Source organism: Streptomyces sp. NPDC001922 (assembly GCF_042891165.1).
GTDB lineage: Bacteria > Actinomycetota > Actinomycetes > Streptomycetales > Streptomycetaceae > Streptomyces.
The window spans coordinates 116,447-133,686 of sequence record NZ_JBIASV010000018.1; the positions used below are offsets into that span (position 1 = coordinate 116,447).

General features: G+C 73.4%; 17 protein-coding genes and 1 pseudogene. 4 read left to right on the forward strand and 14 right to left on the reverse strand.

Features of this window, described 5'->3' with window-relative positions; genetic code table 11:
* Positions 1-103 precede the first annotated feature (103 nt).
* A complete protein-coding gene (locus ACFYYR_RS29375; protein WP_388860111.1) occupies positions 104-1,939 on the forward strand; it encodes a SpoIIE family protein phosphatase in 1,836 nt (611 codons plus the stop codon).
* A gap of 40 nt (positions 1,940-1,979) precedes the next feature.
* Here the strand turns inward: ACFYYR_RS29375 and ACFYYR_RS29380 are convergent, their stop codons facing one another.
* The 5 genes from ACFYYR_RS29380 to ACFYYR_RS29400 form a co-directional block, all read right to left on the reverse strand.
* Positions 1,980-3,200 (reverse strand): MBL fold metallo-hydrolase, encoded by a 1,221-nt coding sequence (locus ACFYYR_RS29380; protein ID WP_388860114.1) that lies wholly within the window; start codon positions 3,198-3,200, stop codon positions 1,980-1,982.
* Between the two features lie 531 nt (positions 3,201-3,731).
* A complete protein-coding gene (locus ACFYYR_RS29385; RefSeq protein WP_388860117.1) occupies positions 3,732-5,351 on the reverse strand; it encodes an alpha/beta hydrolase family protein in 1,620 nt (539 codons plus the stop codon).
* 255 nt (positions 5,352-5,606) lie between these two features.
* Positions 5,607-5,774, reverse strand: coding sequence for a hypothetical protein (locus ACFYYR_RS29390; protein ID WP_388860120.1), 168 nt, complete (start codon positions 5,772-5,774; stop codon positions 5,607-5,609).
* Positions 5,775-5,931: 157 nt separating this feature from the next.
* On the reverse strand, positions 5,932-6,054 hold the full coding sequence (locus ACFYYR_RS29395) for a hypothetical protein (protein WP_388860123.1): 123 nt from the start codon (positions 6,052-6,054) through the stop codon (positions 5,932-5,934).
* 294 nt (positions 6,055-6,348) lie between these two features.
* Positions 6,349-7,011, reverse strand: a complete 663-nt coding sequence (locus ACFYYR_RS29400) for an alpha-ketoglutarate-dependent dioxygenase AlkB family protein (protein ID WP_388860126.1) — start codon at positions 7,009-7,011, stop codon at positions 6,349-6,351.
* 281 nt (positions 7,012-7,292) lie between these two features.
* Here ACFYYR_RS29400 and ACFYYR_RS29405 point away from each other — a divergent pair.
* Positions 7,293-8,475 (forward strand): annotated as a pseudogene (locus tag ACFYYR_RS29405) (Glu/Leu/Phe/Val dehydrogenase dimerization domain-containing protein).
* A gap of 81 nt (positions 8,476-8,556) precedes the next feature.
* Here the strand turns inward: ACFYYR_RS29405 and ACFYYR_RS29410 are convergent.
* The 5 genes from ACFYYR_RS29410 to ACFYYR_RS29430 all read right to left on the reverse strand — a co-directional run bounded on the left by ACFYYR_RS29410 (position 8,557) and on the right by ACFYYR_RS29430 (position 11,885).
* On the reverse strand, positions 8,557-9,111 hold the full coding sequence (locus ACFYYR_RS29410; RefSeq protein WP_388860130.1) for a carboxymuconolactone decarboxylase family protein: 555 nt from the start codon (positions 9,109-9,111) through the stop codon (positions 8,557-8,559).
* Positions 9,112-9,323: 212 nt separating this feature from the next.
* Positions 9,324-9,941: a TetR/AcrR family transcriptional regulator gene (locus ACFYYR_RS29415; protein ID WP_388860134.1), complete on the reverse strand. Its 618-nt coding sequence runs from the start codon at positions 9,939-9,941 to the stop codon at positions 9,324-9,326.
* A gap of 40 nt (positions 9,942-9,981) precedes the next feature.
* A complete protein-coding gene (locus ACFYYR_RS29420) occupies positions 9,982-10,821 on the reverse strand; it encodes an SAM-dependent methyltransferase (protein ID WP_388860137.1) in 840 nt (279 codons plus the stop codon).
* Complete coding sequence (locus ACFYYR_RS29425) at positions 10,818-11,054, reverse strand: DUF397 domain-containing protein (protein WP_351515485.1); 237 nt, start codon at positions 11,052-11,054, stop codon at positions 10,818-10,820. The genes ACFYYR_RS29420 and ACFYYR_RS29425 overlap by 4 nt, the downstream gene beginning before the upstream one ends.
* Before the next feature lie 6 nt (positions 11,055-11,060).
* Entirely contained in the window at positions 11,061-11,885 is an 825-nt protein-coding gene (locus tag ACFYYR_RS29430; protein ID WP_388860189.1) for a helix-turn-helix domain-containing protein, read from the reverse strand.
* Between the two features lie 208 nt (positions 11,886-12,093).
* On the opposite strand from ACFYYR_RS29430, the gene ACFYYR_RS29435 reads away from it, so the two are divergent.
* Positions 12,094-12,549: an ATP-binding protein gene (locus tag ACFYYR_RS29435; protein ID WP_388860140.1), complete on the forward strand. Its 456-nt coding sequence runs from the start codon at positions 12,094-12,096 to the stop codon at positions 12,547-12,549.
* A gap of 251 nt (positions 12,550-12,800) precedes the next feature.
* On the opposite strand, the gene ACFYYR_RS29440 is transcribed toward ACFYYR_RS29435, so the two are convergent.
* Positions 12,801-13,619 carry an SGNH/GDSL hydrolase family protein gene (locus tag ACFYYR_RS29440; protein ID WP_388860143.1) on the reverse strand — a complete coding sequence of 273 codons (819 nt, stop codon included), beginning with the start codon at positions 13,617-13,619 and terminating at the stop codon, positions 12,801-12,803.
* Positions 13,620-13,822: 203 nt separating this feature from the next.
* Here ACFYYR_RS29440 and ACFYYR_RS29445 point away from each other — a divergent pair, with 203 nt between their 5' ends.
* The gene (locus ACFYYR_RS29445; RefSeq protein WP_388860146.1) at positions 13,823-14,641 is read left to right on the forward strand and encodes a tyrosine-protein phosphatase; all 819 of its coding nucleotides are present in this window, start codon (positions 13,823-13,825) and stop codon (positions 14,639-14,641) included.
* A 31-nt stretch (positions 14,642-14,672) separates the two neighbouring features.
* Here ACFYYR_RS29445 and ACFYYR_RS29450 read toward each other — a convergent pair whose 3' ends face one another.
* The 3 genes from ACFYYR_RS29450 to ACFYYR_RS29460 all read right to left on the reverse strand — a co-directional run bounded on the left by ACFYYR_RS29450 (position 14,673) and on the right by ACFYYR_RS29460 (position 17,084).
* Complete coding sequence (locus ACFYYR_RS29450; RefSeq protein WP_388860150.1) at positions 14,673-14,819, reverse strand: DUF6126 family protein; 147 nt, start codon at positions 14,817-14,819, stop codon at positions 14,673-14,675.
* Positions 14,820-14,927: 108 nt separating this feature from the next.
* Positions 14,928-15,560 carry a helix-turn-helix domain-containing protein gene (locus tag ACFYYR_RS29455; RefSeq protein WP_388860153.1) on the reverse strand — a complete coding sequence of 211 codons (633 nt, stop codon included), beginning with the start codon at positions 15,558-15,560 and terminating at the stop codon, positions 14,928-14,930.
* 66 nt (positions 15,561-15,626) lie between these two features.
* Positions 15,627-17,084, reverse strand: a complete 1,458-nt coding sequence (locus ACFYYR_RS29460) for an aspartate aminotransferase family protein (RefSeq protein WP_388860156.1) — start codon at positions 17,082-17,084, stop codon at positions 15,627-15,629.
* Between the last annotated feature and the right edge of the window lie 156 nt (positions 17,085-17,240).

A 17,240-nucleotide genomic window follows, 5' to 3' on the forward strand; every position in this document is an offset into this window, starting at 1 on the left:
CCCGGGCCGACGATTGAGGGGACCTTGCACGATGAGCGACCCGGGCGCGCACGGGACAAGGACCCCTGAGGCAGGTTCCGTACGGCGGACGAGGAGGTAGCGGGTGTGCCCCACCGCTCCGGGCCGGGGCGGCGCCGACCACTTCTCCGACGCGGCCGCCGTCGCCCTCTCCTCGGGCGGCACCGACCATGTCCTCCGGAACGTGCTGAGCGGGACGACCGCCGGGGTGGCCATTCTCGACCCCCAGCTGCGCTACCTCTACGTCAACCCCGCCTTCGCCCGGACGATCGGGGTGCCCGCCACCAGCCTGCTCGGGCGGACGATCAACGAGGTGCTGCCGGGGATCGAGAGCCGGTCGGACGTGCTGGAGCAGGTGCTGCTGGACGGACTGCCCCGGGAGGCGACGACGACCGGCGTCACCCACACCGACGTGTCCGGCGCCCCCGGGCAGCGCCGTTGGTGGCACGGCGCGTACCACCGGCTGGAGATCGGCGGCGAGGTGTTCGGGATCGCCGGGATCGTCGTGGAGGTCACCGCCTCCCAGGAGCAGCAGCGGGCCCTGGAGCAGGCCCAGGCGCGGCTGACCCTGCTGGACGCCGCGGCCACCCGCATCGGGACCACCCTGGACATGGACACCACGTCCGGGGAGCTGGCCGACTTCCTGGTGCCGCTGCTGGCCGACGTGGCGACCGTGGAGGTCTTCCCGGAGGAGACGGGCCAGGTCAGAGGGGTGACGGCCTCGGGCGGGCTGCGGCTGCGGCGGTCGGCCCTGGCGTCCCTGCCGGAGCTGCGCGAGGCGGCCCGGCGGCTGGGCCTGACCGGCGAGTACGTGGACTACCCGGCGGGTTCGGCGGTCCCGCGCTGTCTGGCGACCGAGCGGCCGATCATGCGGAATCTGCAGTCGGACGAGGAGCTGACCCAGTGGGTCGCGAGTCCCGAGCGGCTGGCCGCCTACCGTGCGGTGGGCATCCATTCGACGCTGGTCGTGCCGCTCGCCGCGCGCGGCCACACCATCGGCACGGTGTCCCTGGCCCGGGCGGGTGACTCGCCCGCGTTCACCGACGAGGACGTGGTCAACGCCCAGGACCTGTCCGGGCGCGCGGCCATCACCATCGACAACGCCCGCCGCTACACCCGGTCGCAGGGCATCGCCCTGGAGCTGCAGCGCGCCCTGCTCGCCGAGCCGGGCAGCCCGCACCCCAACGTGGAGCTGGCCTCCCGGTATCTGCCGTCGGGCAGCAGCGCCCTGGTGGGCGGCGACTGGTTCGAGACGGTGCGGCTGCCGTTCGGGCGGACCCTGCTGGTCATGGGCGATGTGATGGGGCACGGCGTGGAGGCCGCCGTCGACATGAGCAACTACCGCTCGATGATCCGTTACGTGTCGGCGTCCGACCTGCCGCCGCACCGGATCCTGCGGCAGCTCGACACCAACATCTCCGAGGGCGAGACGGGGCGCCCGGCGACCTGCCTGCTCGCGCTGGTCGATCCGGCGCGCGGCATCTGCTCGTATTCGAGCGCCGGACATCTGCCCCCGGCCGTGCTCGGGGCGGACGGCCGCCCCCAGCTGCTGGAGGTGCCGACCGGTCCCCCGCTGGGCACCGGCTTCGGCGGGTACGACATGGTCACCCGGGACTTCGGGACCGGCGAGGTGCTGATCCTGTACACCGACGGCCTGGTGGAGCGGCGCGACGAGGACATCGACCGGTCCCTCGCCCGGCTCACCCGGCTGCGGCTGCCGGTGGCCGGGACGCTCGACGCGCTGCTGGACCAGGTGCTGCGCCAGCTCACGGACCGGGTCGCGGAGGACGATGTCGCGGTGCTCGCGGCGCGGGTCCGTCCGCCGTCCGCGGCGGGGCCGGGCGCGGCCGGCCGGGCGGCTCCGGGCCCGCCCGGCCCGGGACCCGGCAGGGCGCCCGGCGCTGCGGGCAGCGGCCGCTGACCGCGCGCCTTCCGCGACCGTCCGTGGTCCGCAGGCCGCCTCAGGACGCCTGCGGCGCGGTCGCCCCGGCGCTGCCGCTGCTCGCCTCCGCGGTCCCGGCCCCGTCCGCGGAGGGAGCCGCGGCCGGACGGGGGTCGCTCGGCCAGCCGTGCGCGGGCGGCACGGCGACCGGCCGCCACCAGGCGTCGACGACCTGCTCGGCCGCCGGCTCGAAGGGCTCCCCGGGGCGGGGCATGGCCAGCTTCGCGCCGGCCTCCCGCGCGGCGGCCAGCGTGCGCTCGGCCGGCTCCGCCCACGGGTGCGGGGCGAGGTTGAACGTGCCCCAGTGGATCGGCAGCAGCGTCCCGGCCGGGGTCCCGCCCGACAGGTCCGCGTGCGTCCGCAGCCCCTCCTCCGGCGTCATGTGGATCTCGGACCAGAACTCGCTGTACGCCCCGATCTGGATCATGGTCGCGTCGAACGGTCCGTACGCCGCGCCCGTCTCGGCGAACCCCGGGTAGTAGCCGGTGTCACCGCTGTGGAAGATCCGGTGTTCGGGCCCGGCGACCACCCACGACGCCCAGAGGGTGCGCAGCCCGCCGCGCAGCCCGCGGCCGCAGAAGTGCCGCGCCGGGGTCGCGGTCAGGGTGAGGCTCCCGACCTGCGTGGACTCGTGCCAGTCCAGTTCGATGATCTGGTGCGCCGGAACGCCCCAGTGCTCCAGGTCCGCGCCCACCCCCAGCGGTACGGCGAACAGCGTGCCGGTGCGGGCCAGGGCGCGGATCGACGGCATGTCCAGGTGGTCGTAGTGGTCGTGGGAGATGACCACCGCGTCCACCGGGTCGAGGGCGGCCAGCGGGACGGGCATGGGGTGCAGCCGCCGCGGCCCCACGAAGGTGAACGGCGAGCAGCGCTCGCCCCAGACCGGGTCGAACAGCACCCGGTGCCCGTCGATCTCGGCGAGCACACTGGAGTGGCCCATCCAGGTGAGCCGCAGGCCGGACGCCGGGGGCCCGCCCCACTCGGCGGCGGTGGGCCGGTGCACCGGGACGGGACCCGTCGGGTAGCGGCGGGCGCGGTCGGCACGGCTCAGCTGGGTGCGCAGCATGGGCATCGTCGAGCCGGGGAGCATGGTGCGGGTGGGGACCGGGTTGCGGAACTGCCCGTCGGCGTACTGGGGAGAGCGCCGGATACGCTCCAGCCGCTCTCCGGCAGGATCGGCTCCGAAGGAAGCGGGGCGCAGCCGGCCGATGAGGGAGCGTCGGGGGCGGGATCCGGTCACGGCACCTCCAGGTGAGGACGGTGGGGAGCCCGCCTCGGGACGGAAGCGGACTCCGGTCGATCCATTATGGGCGCAGGTAAATAATCTTGGCGTACCGGCGAAGGGTCCCCGCTGGTCACAGCCGTCCGGACGGGTCAGCCCGCCGGGCCGGGGGCCGCTCCGCACGGTGTCCTTCCGCTCTGCCGCCTTCCATCACCCCAGCGACCCATCACCCCAGCGAACAGCGGCGGCAGACGATCCGGTGCCGCCACCGCGGGACTGCAGACGACAGCCACCGCGGGGCCCCGGATATTCCGCTCCCGGGGCGTTCCGTGGCCTCCGGGGGGGTGCGTCGGGGCAGTGCGTGGCGGTCGCGCCCCGCCGCCCACTCCCCCACCGGGCCCGCCCCCGAATCGGGGGCCCGGCCCGCCCGTCCGGCCCTCGGCGGCTGTCCCGGCCTCCCCGGATCAGCCCCGCCCACTGCCCCGTCGGCTCACCCGTGAGTGGCCGGACGGGGCGGGCCGGACTGGGGCACGCCCCGGTGGTGTCCGCCTACGGCACGAAGCGGATGTCGGGGTGCGCGGCCGACGGCCCGTCCAGCAGGTGGCTGTCCCGGTCCCGCAGCCAGCGGTCGAAGAACGCGGTGAGATACGCACGCTCGGCGGCGACGGCACGGCGGGGCGGAACCGTGCCGATGTTCCGGGCCACGGTCTCCTCCGGGAGGCCCAGCTGCTCGGCGATCTGCGGGAGTGCCGACGCCGTGTCGGAGAAGGCCCCGTGCTCCGCGCCGCGCAGGGTCAGGTCACGGTGCCATCCGGTGCTGTGCCGCCACACCGCCTCCCAGGACGCGACCGTGTGGTGGTCGTTGCCCTGCTTGCCCATGAGCAGGAACGGCCGGTCGAGCCCGTCGGTGCCGACCGTGGAGGGGTTCGAGGGGTCGGCGTCGTCCTGGGTGTAGCCGAGGACCCCGTCGAGGTTCGCCGCGGCCTTGATCCGCGGATCGTCGTGCATGGTCTGAGCCGCGGTGAAGCCACCGGCGGACGCCCCGAACATGCCGATCCGCTCCAGGTCCGGCGCCCCGCGCAGGCCCTCGGGCAGACGCTGCGGCCCGCCACCGGGACGGCCTGCGACGCCCTGACCGTCCCCAGCGCCGGAACGCTTCCCCGCACCGGACCGGCTCGCGTCGCCGGCACGACGCTCGTCTCCGGCCCGACGCTCGCCTCCGGAACGGCTCTCGTCTCCGGGACGCTTCCCGGCACCGGAAGCGTCCCCTGCGGCGAGACCGGCCAGCCGGTCGAGGACGAAACGGGTGTCGGCCACCCGTACCCCGCTGATCTTCTTCAGCAGGCCGGTGACCCGGTCCTCCTGTTTGGCCCGCTCGTACTCCTCCAGCATCCGGCTCCGCTCGGTCCGGCCGCCCGGGAACTCGACCGCGGAGGCCTCATAGGTGTGGTCGACGGAGACCACGAGATATCCGCGCGAGGCCAGTTCGTCGGTGAGGGTGGTGCCCAGCGAGCGGGGATCTCCGGCGCCGGGCGAGTAGAGGACCACCGGAAGGCGCCGGCCCCCCGGCCGGTCCACGGGGGCACCCGTGTGAGCGTGGGTCCGGGTGGCCGACCAGTCGACCGCGCCCCGCGGGACGCCGCCGAGGTTGTTCATGGCGTCGTACCCCGCGGCCGCACCCGGCAGCATCTGCGGAGCGCGCGGGAAGCCCCGGGTGTCCCGCGCGGGGTAGCGGATGTCGACCATCAGCTCCCGGTTCGCCCGCGACTCCACCCAGGGGTCCCGCCGTTCGTGGTCGACCAGGTGCAGCGAGACCGTACCGACGCGGTGCGGGCCGGTCGGTTCGGGCAGGGCCAGCCGGGCGGGCTGCTCCTGGGCGGCGGCCGGAGCGGACCGGGCGGCGACGTGCGCCGCGGACGGCCCTGACGGCCCGGACGCCCCTGCCGACCCGGACGGCCCGGTCAACCCCGTCAGGGCGAGGCCGGCGGTGACGGCGGCCGTGGCGGCGACGGCCGTGGCGAGCAGCCGCCGGCCGCGGCGGGGACGGCGTACTGCGGAGGCGGGGGCTGGGGCGGAGGCGGAGGCGGGGGCGGTTCCGTCAGCGGTGTCGGACGGGGTTCCGGCATCCATTGCGGAGCCCGCCCGGCCCGTGGACCGGCGAAGAGGCATGGGCACTCCCGGTGCGCTGGGTCGATGAAACGGCACGACAGGAAGTGCGTCGCGCCGTGCAGCCAGCATTCCGGGGCGGGAGAAGCCGATCGATCGTGCAGACCGGCCGGTTGGCAGGTGGGGACAGCCACACCCCTCGCCGGGTGGGGTGGGGGGCGAGTGTCGTACGGACCCGTCGCGCCTGACCGCGGCCATACACATGCCCGGTCATCCTCCGCAGTGGGAGGATGACCGGGGCGGTACGCGCGGGGCCGTCTACCCGTCGCCTGACGCCAGACGCGCTTGCGGGTAGCAGAGCCGGACCATCGACATGAACTCGTACGGACCGACGGCGCGCGCCTCCACGCTGATCGTCGAGCCGTACCTCTCCGCGACGTCGAGCGCTCGCTGAAAGATCTCGCTCAGCACCATGTCGGACGACATGGGGCCTGGTGTGGCTTCTCCGGTCACTAGCCGACCATCCCACAGTCCAAGTGCTTCTGACGGCCGTCGGGCAGCACGATCACACTCTTATGCCCGTTCGGGCAGGTGTTGCATAACGGGCGGACCGGTGTCGGCTCGTTCATGGCGTCTCCTTCGCTCAGGCGTATTCATCGGGGTTCCCTCCGTGCTGGTCCTGGGGCCAGGCGACGCGGCAGTCGAGACAGGTGAGCCGCCAGAACAGCACCCCGGTGTCAGGGTGCTTCGCCTTCGAAAGAATCACGCTGGTGCCCCAGCACTTAATGCACTTCACGGGGGGATTTCCCGGGACGCCCTGCCGAGAGGCGTCAGGCCACACACTGTCGTCCACGGCTGACAGTCTCTCAATTCTGGGCAGGATGCCGTTAGTTATCCGATAAGCACCCGACCGGCCGGCCGTACCGCGGCCCGCCCATGGGCAGAGAGGTTCTTCGGGTCCTGTTCACCATCCACCAAAGGAGTCGCCCCGATCTCCTGGCCATGGCCAAGCGGGCTGGGCTGCGGGACTGATTTCCGTTCCGCCGCCCCCGGGCCGCAGTCAGTGACCTGCCGAGTCGTCCAGCCCGCTGACCCGCAAGGTGATGTTGAGGCGGCCGGTCAGCCCGAGGCCGGGCGGTGCGGTGCCCGGCCGGATGCGGGGCACCCCGTGATAGGCGAGCCGGGAGGGGCCGCCGAAGACGAAGAGATCACCGCTGAGCAGCTCGACATCGGTCCAGGGCCGGGTGCGGGTCTCGGTGTTGCCGAAGCGGAAGACACAGGTGTCGCCGAGGCTGAGGGAGACCACGGGGGCGTCCGAGCGCTCGTCGCTGTCCCGGTGCAGGCCCATCCGGGCGGTGGCGTCATAGAAGTTGATCAGCGCGATGTCGTACGGCGCAGTGCACGGCGTCCCGTACGCCGCCTCCGCCGCCCGGCGGGCCAGGTCGCCCAGCACCGCGGGGAACGGCTTGACCGGAGCCCCGTCACCGTCCACCACCGTCCGGGCATAGCCGTACGGGTACCAGTGCCAGCCCAGGCAGAAGCTGCGCACCGACATCTCGCCGCCCCGCGGCATCCGGACCGTCCGGAGCCCGGCGGGCGGCTTCGCCCAGGTGCGGCAGGACTCCACCAGCCGTCGCTGCTCGCCCGCGTCGAGCCACCCGGGCAGGTGGACGGCGCCGGGGGCCACCTCGGCGGGAGGACGGGGAAACAGCTCGCCGGTCACCCCTCCATCGTGGCAGCGGCGGGCCCGGACGGACCATCGCCCCTGCTCGGGCCCACCGAGAGCATGGCGCGCTGATCGGATGGCAGGGGCGGCCTCCGGCCGGTGCCGAGGGGCGGCGTGTGGACGAGAGAGTCCCCATGCAGGCGCACGCACCCTCGCCCGCCCCCTGGCCGGGAGTGCGGTGCGGTCAACTCACCACCGCGTCAACCCCTTTGACAGGCGCTCCCCCGGCTCCGGATACTGAATCGCCGTTCAGCCAGAGCCTCCCCAGGAGCACGCCCGTGGCCCCCTCCCGCCCCCTGCTGTCCACGACCTGGACCGACGACGTCACCGGGCGCCAGGGCTTCCTGGTCGTCGACCGCCTGGTGCGCGGGGTGTGCAGCGGCGGGCTGCGGATGCGTCCGGGCTGCACCCTCGACGAAGTCACCGGCCTCGCCCGCGGCATGACGATGAAGGAAGCCCTCCACTACGACCCGCGGGCCCGGTACATCCCGCTCGGCGGCGCCAAGGGCGGCATCGACTGCGCCCCCGACGCCCCGGAGGCGTACGGCGTGCTGGTGCGCTATCTGCGGGCCATGCGCCCGTACATCGAACGGTTCTGGACGACCGGCGAGGACCTGGGACTCAGCCAGGACGTGGTCGACCGGGCGGCGGCCGAGGCCGGGCTCGTCTCCTCCGTCCAGGCGGTCTATCCCCTGCTGGACGACGAGCCGGCCGCCCGGCAGCGGCTGGCCGACGCCTTCGCCGTCGAGGTGGACGGCATCGGGCTGGACGAACTGGCCGGTGGCTGCGGGGTCGCCGAGGCCGTGCTGACCGCGCTGGACCGGGCGGCGGTGCCGCGCCGGGGCGCCCGGGTCTCCGTCCAGGGTCTGGGCACGATGGGCGGGGCCACCGCGCGCTTCCTCTCCCGCGCGGGGCTGGACGTCGTGGCGGTCGCCGACATCAAGGGGACGATCGCCAATCCGCGGGGCCTCGACGTCGAGGCTCGCCGCCCGGGACTCCTTCGGCACCGTCGACCGGTCCGCCCTGCGCCCGTCCGACGCCGAACTCCCCGGCACCGCCTGGCTGGAGGCGGAGTGCGAGGTACTGGTCCCGGCCGCCGTCTCCTCCTGCGTGGACGCCGGGAACCAGCGGGCCGTCACCGCCCGGCTGGTCGTCGAGGCCGCCAATATGCCGGTGCTGCCCGAGGCGGAGGAGCTCCTGGCGGCCCGGGGCGTGACGGTGCTGCCGGATGTGGTCGTCAACTCCGCCACCAACGCCTGGTGGTGGTGGACCCTCTTCGGGGACATCGGCCCCGGCGCCGACGCGGCCTTCGCCCACATCCGGCGCTCCATGCGCGAGCTGACCGGCCGGGTGCTGGACCGCGCCGCGGCCGACGGCAGCACCCCGCGGGAAGCGGCCCACGCCATCGTCGCCGACCGGCTCCCGCTGATCACCGAGCGCTTCGGCAGCCACCACCAGTGAAATGAGCCGGAGAGTCGCCGGCAGGAGCCGGGACCGGCTCGTCCCAGCCGTCGGCGCGGCCGGGACCGAGGAGGAGCCCGCTCACGCCCGTGCCGGAACCTCGCAGCTGTCCTTGAACCCCTGGCTGGTCATCCCGAGTGCGGTGTTGATCCGCGAGCGCATGTTCTCCACGGCCACCATCGCGGTCAGCTCCACCACGGCGGGCTCCCCGAGCTGCTCGCGGAGCCGGTCCACCAGGGCGTCGTCGACCGTCGGCGGAGTCGCGGTCATCGCCTCCGCGTACTCCATGACGTCACGCTCGAGCGGGGTGTACACATCGCTCTCCCGCCACGCCGGCACCTCGTGCAGCCGGCGGTGGTCCATGCCCTGCCGACGGCTCTCCCAGTAGCCGAAGTCCAGGCACCAGGCACAGCCGATGGACGCCGCCGAGGCCATGAGGGCGAGCGCCTTCAGACCCGGGTCGAGCCGGTTCCAGTGCGAGAGCGACTGCTCGAAGCGGGCGTAGCTCGTCATCAGCCGGGGGTGGTACCCCATGGCGAGGACCGGGTCGAGCACCTTGCCGTAGGTGCGCCGCGAGTACCACTCCGCGATGCGGACCAGGATGCCGCGCGGCGGGTCGAGCGGGATACGGGCCATGGTGGGCCTCCATCGTGTGCGGGGTTGTGCGCTGTCACCCCTACGACGGACCGGCTCCCGGAAATGTGACATCGGTGCCGCGGAGCTCTTCCCCGGGCACGTCCGCGGCATCGCGTCCCGCGCTCACCCCGCGGTGGCCGAGAGGCCGACGGCCCACAGAATCCGGCGAGCGACGGCAACGGACGTCATCGGAGGCCTGACGGAACCCGAGATCAGCAGTCCCCCGCCGGCCGGGCCCGCCCCAGCCCCAGTTCCGCGGCGAGGGCGTCGTCCACCCAGGCCTCCATCCGCCGCCGGCTGAGGGCGCCCGGGTACGCCGTCATCTGCACCGCGAGGCCGTCCAGGAAGGCGGTGAGCCGCCAGGCCGCGGACCGCGGATCGGCGCACACGTACTCCCCCGCGTCCGCGCCCTCCGCGATCAGCTCGGCGAGTGTCGACTTCCACTGCCGGTCCAGACCCAGGGACACCTCGCGCAGCACCGGTTCGCGCAGCGCGGCCGCCCAGCCCTCGATCCACAGCTTCCAGCCCTTGGCCTGCCCGGTGGGCGAGTACCAGCGGACCACGGCGCGGAGCCGCTTGACCGCGCTGCCGCCCCGGCCGGCCAGGGTGCGCAGCCGGGCGAGGTCCGCCTCGGCCGCGTGCGCGAACGCCGCCGCGACCAGCTTCTCCTTGGTCGAGAAGTGGTAGAGCACCAGCGCGTTGCTGACCCCGAGCGAAGCCGCGACATCCGAGATCCGGAAGTCCGCGACGCCGCGCGCCTCGATCTGTTCGACCGCCGCGCCCAGCAGTTCCTCGCGCCGTTCCTCGACCCGCAGCCGGACCCTCGTCACATCGTCCCTCTGATCGTCCGCCCGGTGCACACGTAGCCGTTCAATCCTTGACGCCCACCCCGCCGTAGAAACCGATCCTGCCCAGCTCGTCGGCGGGCGGCGGCGGGCCGTCCGGCCGCCACAGCGGCACCTGCACCAGCCCCGGTTCCAGCAGCCGGAACCCGTCGAACAACGGGAGGACCTCGGCGTGCGGGCGCGGGTTGAGGGTGGCGGTGGCGTTCTTGTAGATCTTCAGCACCTCGGGCATGCCGTCGGGGTGGAAGTCCGAGGTGGCGTGGGAGAGCACCAGTCGGCTGCCCGGCGGAAGGGCCTCGGCGAGGGTGGCGACGATGCCGGCCGGTCCTTCGTCGCCCCGGACGAAGTGCAGGACGGCGACCAGCAGCAGCGCCACCGGCCGGTCGAAGTCGATCAGCTCCCGGACGGCCGGGTGCTCCAGGATCGTCTCCGGCTTGCGGATGTCGGCCAGGGCGAACCCGGTGTCCGGGGTGCCGGTGAGCCGGGCTCCCGCATGCGACGCCACGATGGGGTCGTTGTCGACATAAGCGACCTTCACGTCGGGCGCGGTCTCGCGGGCGATCTCGTGCGGGTTGGGCGAGGTGGGGATGCCCGTGCCGACGTCGATGATCTGCCGGACGCCGCTCTCCACCACGGAGCGGACCGCCCGTTCGAGGAAGGCGCGGTTCATCCGGGCCGCGGTGAGGATCTCGGGTATCTGCCGGACCACGCCCGCGGCGGCCTCCCGGTCCACCTGGTAGTTGTCCCGTCCCCCCAGGTAGTAGTCGTACATGCGGGCCGGGTGCGGCCTGCTGGTGTCTATCTCGTCGGCGGAGAAGCCCTGGTCGGTCACGCCGCTCTCCCTTCGGTGCACAGTCCCCGTCATGCCAGCAGGAAGTCGGCTTCGCCGGCCTTCGCGCCCTGGATGAACGTCTCGATCTCGTGGTGGGTGTAGATCAGCGCGGGTCCATCCGGGTCCGTCGACTGGCGCAGTGCCACCCGGCCGTCACTCAGCCTCATGGCCTCGAGACAGCTTCCCCCGTTACCGCCGCTCCACGGCTTGTGCCAGCCCTCGGTACCGAGGTCCTTGGCCGGCATGCCGTTGTATATGCGACCCATCTGGTCTCAGATCTCCTTGCGAATGCCACCCAGGTGTCCCTCGGTGGTGTGTGCGGGCAGGGCCTGCGCGCACATCCGGTCCAGAGCCTCCAGGAACGCCGAGACGTCGTCGCGTTGGTCGAAGTAGACGCCGCCCAGAAGGCTTTCCGTGTAGGCGATGTCCGGCAGCTCCTGGATCGGGAACCGGAAAATGTGGAACGGGCCGTACATCGCGGGGTGGGGGCCGGCGGCGAACGGCATCAGCTGCAGCCGCACGTTCGGCATCGACATGGCGTCGATCAGCCGGTCCACCTGCTCCCGCATCACGCCGGGTCCCCCGATGGGCCGGCGCAGCACCGTCTCGTCCATGACCACCCACAGCACCGGCGCGTCAGCCTTGGTCAACAGGCTCTGGCGCTCGATACGGAGGGCGACGAGGCGGTCGATCTCGTCGTCCGAGGCGTGCGGCTGTCCGGCGCGCAGCACGGCCCGGGCGTAGTCCGGGGTCTGCAGCAGGCCGGGAATGTAGTGCGGTTCGTAGGCCCGGATGAGGTTGGCCTCACCCTCCAGGCTGACGAACGCGCTGAACCACTCCGGCAGGACATCGCGGAAGCGGTGCCACCAGCCGCGCCGGTTCGCCTCTCGTGCCAGGGACAGGAATCCCTCGATCTCCTCCTGTTCCGTGATGCCGTAGGTGAGAAGGAGCTTCTCGACATACGGGATTTTCAGCCCGACTTCGGCCTTCTCCATACGCCGGACCGTGGCGTGCGTGACGTCGAGGGCGCGCCCCGCGTCCTCGTACGACAGGCCCGCCTTCTCCCGGAGGTCCTGCAAGCGCTTGCCGAGCACCATGCGCAGGACCGTGGGGGCACCGCCGGGACGTGCGTCGGCCACTACCGATCCCCTCCAACTGGCTTCACAGTCACGCAGTGTGTCATGGCGTCAGTTCAGCTGACAGGCTGTCCTTACGATTCTGCAATTTACAGATTGAACCTTGCCATAGCTGTTGTGGCACGCGCATAGTTACGGAGTGGCTTCCTTCCATGACGTCCTCCGGTTAATGGACCACGGCGGCACTCTCGCCGAGGGCCGCCAGGACGCGTTCCAACTGCCGGCGCTGCGCACCTCCGTGGCCGAGGCACGACGGCGCGTCCTGGAACGGCTGAGCGCGTGGGGAGTCGACGACGAGTCCCGCTACAGCATGGAGTTGGTGGTCTCCGAACTCGTCACCAACGTCGTGCGGCACACCGACAGCGAGAAGCTCGGCTGCGAACTGCGGGCCGCAGGGCGCCGGTTGCGCCTGGAGGTGACCGACGAGGGCTGTGCGGCGACCGAGCCGCACCCCGGGTCGGGCGATGTGGACGGGGAGACCGGCCGCGGCCTGCTCCTGGTCGACGCGCTGTCCCGGACCTGGGGTGTGCACCCCGGGACCAGCGGGCGGGGGCATGTCGTCTGGGCCGAACTGGAGTGCACGGCCGAACTGGAGTGCAACGGGGACGCGGCGGGACGGGCCTGACCGGCCGCCGCACCCCGGCGCGCGTCACGCGCCCGAACGCGCCCCGGCACCCGGGGGCACCGTAACGGACCCCGGGCCACGCGCACGCCCACCCGCACCGGCCCGGCACCCGCCCCGCACCTGCGGTCGCGGTCGCGGTCGGTGGATTCAAGCGGCAGGGCGGACCGTGCCGCCCGGCGGCCCCCACGGAAACCCCGCGGGCTCCCCGGCCGCCGCGGCGGGCCGCCCGGACCGGAGCAGCAGCCCCGGGCTCAGAGCGGCAGCAGGTCCGGACGCTTGGGCTCGACGTGGTCCCCCGAGGACTCGCCCCGCAGCCGGCGGCCGATCCACGGCACCAGGTGCTCGCGCGCCCACTGGACGTTGTCCCGGCGCACCTCGGCCGCGCCCCGCTCCGGCTCCGGCGGCCACGGCTGGTCCGGGTCCGCGGGCACCGGCAGGCCGAGGACCTGGGCCGCCCGGAGCGCCACCCGGGTGTGCCCGTCCGGGGAGAGGTGCAGCCGGTCGCCGTCCCAGGCCCGCCGGTCCTGCACCGAGCGCAGCGACCACAGGTCCAGCACCGGGCACTCGTAGCGGTCGGCGATGGCCCGCACGTGGGCGGTGTAGGTGGCGATCTTCCCCCGGAGGTGGCGGAGGACGGGCACGCCGCGGGTGTCGAAGCCGGTGCACACCATGACGGTGCCGACCGCGCCCGTCAGGTCGGCGACCGCCGCCTCGAAGCGCTCGGCCACATCGTCGGGGTCGCTGCCCGGCCGGAGGATGTCGTTGCCGCCGGCGCAGAAGCTCACGAGGTCGGGGCCGAGCTCCTTGGCCCGGGGCACCTGCTCGGCGACGATCTGGTCGAGCAGCCTGCCGCGGACGGCGAGGTTGGCGTACCGGAAGCCCTCGGGCGGGGTGCCGTCCGGGCCGCCGGAACCGGAGTGCACGTCGGAGAGGAGGACGGCGAGCCGGTCGGCCCAGCCGAGGAACGCGCCTCCCGGGCCGGGGTCGCCGACCCCTTCGGTGAAGCTGTCCCCGACGGCCGTGTACGACCCGATGAGTCCGCTGGTGATTGAAGTCGAATCGTCTGCCACGTCAGCAGATGATTCACCTCGAGGAGTGACCTACGCCACCGTAACCGGGGGTTGACGAGGCGTGATATTGGCCACCGACTGACTTTCCCGAACTCCGGAAGAGAATCTCTCCCGCCGAAATGATTGCCCCGGCAACCAATACCGTAGGGTCGACAAGTCACCTCGTCGGCGGAGAGCGTCGACGCCGACAGCGAGGAGCGCCCGTGACGCAGACGCCTCAGGTCCCGCAGGCCCCGTCGACCGAGCCCGAGCTCGCGGGGGTGCGCAACTTCCGTGACGTCGGCGGACTGCCGGCCGCGGACGGCCGGCGCGTACGGACCGGCGTGCTGTTCCGGAGCGGCCATCTGGCGAGCGCGACGTCCGAGGACGCCGCGTTCCTGGCCTCGCTCGGCCTGCACACGATCTTCGACTTCCGCAACTCCGCCGATGTGGCCCTCGAAGGCCCGGACGTGGCGCTGCCGGGCGTGCGCCACCTCAACATCCCGCTGACCGACCCGGCGCACGGCGCCGAGTTCTGGAAGATGGTGCGCGACGGCGAGCTGGACCAGCTCCGGGCCGTGCTCGGCGACGGCCAGGCCGCCGCCCGGATGACCACCACCTACCGCGAGATCATCCGGGACCGCACCGCCGAGCACAGCCGGGTGCTGCACGCCCTCGCCGGCGACAGCGTCCCGGCGCTGATGCACTGCGCCGCGGGCAAGGACCGGGCCGGCCTGTCCATCGCCGTCGCCCTGCTGGCGCTGGGCGTCGAGCGGGACGCCATCGAGACCGACTACCTGGCGAGCAACGCCGCGCACCGCCGCTACCGGATGCACCGCGACGACACCTCGCAGGCCCGCCTGCCGGACGAGGCCAGGGAGCTGCTGAGCCCGCTCTTCGACGCCCGCGCCGATTACCTGGCCGCGGCCTTCGAGACGATCGCGGAGACCTGGGGCACGGTCGACACCTATCTGCGGGATGGCCTGCAGTTCGGCCCGGCGGACCGTGAGCGGCTCCGCGAGCGGTTCCTCACCGGCGCGTGACCCGCGGGGAAAGGCCCCTGGTCTCCGGGGCCTATCGGTTGGCCCCGATGGAGAAGAGCAGGTAGAGGAAGCCGGCGAAGAGATGGCCGGCCACCAGGTAGGCGAAGAGCCGGAGGACGAGTCCGCGGGGGAAGCGGCCGTCCTCGCGCTCGACGCCCGGTTCGTCCTTGGGTGGCATACGGGAACCTTTCCGGACGGCCCCGGGCGCACGGAGGCACACCGGGGACGCCCTGGGTGCGCAGGGAGCGTTCCGGGATGAAGGCGGTTCCGGGTCCGGGACCGCGGGTCAGAAGGTGCGGCGGGGCTCGCCGCCGCCGAGGCACAGCTCGGTGGCGGCGCTCCGCAGCAGGGTGTGGACGAAGAGCAGGTCCGCGCCGCCCGCCGAGACGGCCGCGATCCGGTGCGGGGTGAGCGAGTCGAAGTGCGCGGAGTCGCCGGGCTCCAGGATCTCCGCACTGTCCCCCAGCGTCAGCCGGAGCCTGCCGCCGAGGACGTGGATCCACTCCTCGCCGGGGTGCACCCGCACCAGGTCGCCCTGCGGGCCGCCGGCCGGCACGTGCACCCGGAGCGCCTGCATGGCCCGGCCCGGGGCGCCGGTCTGCCAGTACGTCCAGCCCTCGGCCTCGGCCGGCTCCGCGCGAGCGGCCCGGATGACGGAGTCCGGTGCCGGGGGCCGCTCGCCGAGCAGCTCCGAGACCGTCGTACCGTAGGCGCGGGCGAGGGCCAGCAGGACCGGGAGCGAGGGCTGCCGGAGGCCCGTCTCCAGCCGCGACAGATGTGCGGGCGAGAGGCCGACCCGGCGGGCGGCCTCCTCCAGCGTCAGGGCGCCGGCCCGCCGCAGCTCCCGCAGCCGGGGCGCGACGGCCGGCAGCTCCTCCGGCGGCGGGCCGCCGGACCGCTGTCCGGTCTCGGGTGTCATACCCCGATTGAGCCAGAGCCCCTGCCTCTGAGGCAAGCAGGTTGCCTCAGAGGCAAAAGCGCGCCGTCAGCGCTCGACCACCGCCTGCTTCACCAGGGTGCGGCCGAAGTCCCAGAGCAGTCCGCCGCCGCTGTGGGCGTCGTCCATGACCTCGGTGAACGCCGCGACGAAGCGGTCCACCTCGCGCTCCCCGATGATCAGCGGGGGAATCAGCTTGATCACTTCGAGCCGGTCGCCGGAGACCTGGGTGAGGATGCGGTGCCGCTGGAGCAGCGGGACCACCACCATCTGCGCGAACAGCCCCTTGCGGGCGGCCTGGAGCATCGTCCACCGGCTGCGCAGCACCAGCGACTTCGGCCGCCCGAACTCGATGCCGATCATCAGGCCCCGGCCGCGGACGTCGTGCAGCAGCTCGTACCGGTCGACCAGGGCCGCGAGCCGGGAGCGCAGCAGGTCGCCGGTGTGCCGGGCGTTGGCCACGATGTCCTCGTCCTCCAGCACCGCGAGGGTGGCCAGTCCGGCCGCCATGGCCTGGGCGTTGCCGCCGAAGCTGGCGGAGTGGACGAGCACCCGGTCCATGGAGGAGTAGACCCGCCGGAAGATCCAGTCCCGGCCGAGGGTGGCGCCGACCGGGACGTAGCCGCCGGAGAGCGCCTTGGCCACGCACACCAGGTCCGGTTCGACGCCCTCCTCGTGCTGGTAGGCGAAGAAGTCGCCGGTGCGGCCGAGGCCGGTCTGCACCTCGTCGGAGATGAGCAGGGCCCGGTGGCGGCGCAGCAGCTGCTGGGCGGCGAGCAGGAAGCCGGGCGGCGCCGCGTGCACGCCCTTGCCCTGGACCGGCTCCACGATGAATGCCGCGACGTCGCCGCGTTTCAGCTCCCGTTCCAGGGCGTCCAGGTCGCCCAGGGCGATGGCGGTGTCGGGCAGCAGCGGGGCGAAGCCGGCGCGGAAGCACTCCTCGCCGTTCACCGAGAGGGAGCCGGTGGTCAGCCCGTGGAAGCCGTGGGTGCAGTGGACGACGCGCGGCCGGCCGGTGGCGTAGCGGGCGAACTTGAGCGCGGTCTCCACCGCCTCAGCCCCGCTGTTGCCGAAGAACACCCGGTCCAGGTGGGGGGCGTGGCCGAGCAGCCGCTCGGCGAGCAGGCCGGGCAGCGGCTGGCAGTCGAAGCGGGTGAGGTCGGCCAGGGAGGCGTCGAGAACGTCGTGCAGGGCCTTGCGGACGACCGGATGGTGCCGGCCCAGGCCCATCACCCCGAAGCCGGCGAGCATGTCGAGGTAGTCCCGGCCGTCAGCGTCCCAGAAGTACGCGCCCTCGGCCCGCTCGTAGACCTTGTCGAAGCCGATGGTGTGCAGCATGCGCGGCAGTTGGTGGTTGAGGTACCGGGTGTGCAGGCCGTAGCGTTCGGCGCCGCGCTCCGCGAGCAGCCTCCCGAGGTCGAAGCCCTTGTTCCCCGGCCCGGCGGGCCCGGCGGGGGCGGTGGGGGCGGTGGGACCGGTGGGACCGACGGACTCAGCGGATGTCATGCGCTCTCCTCACGGCCCGGTCCGGCCGGGGCCGACGGCTGGACGGGGCGCCGCCCGTCGGGCGGTGCCCCGGTGGATCCGGGCCCGGGGGGGGGGGGGGGGGGGGCCCCCCGGGGGCGCCCCCCGGGGGGGGGGGGGGCCCCGAGCCCCGGTGGG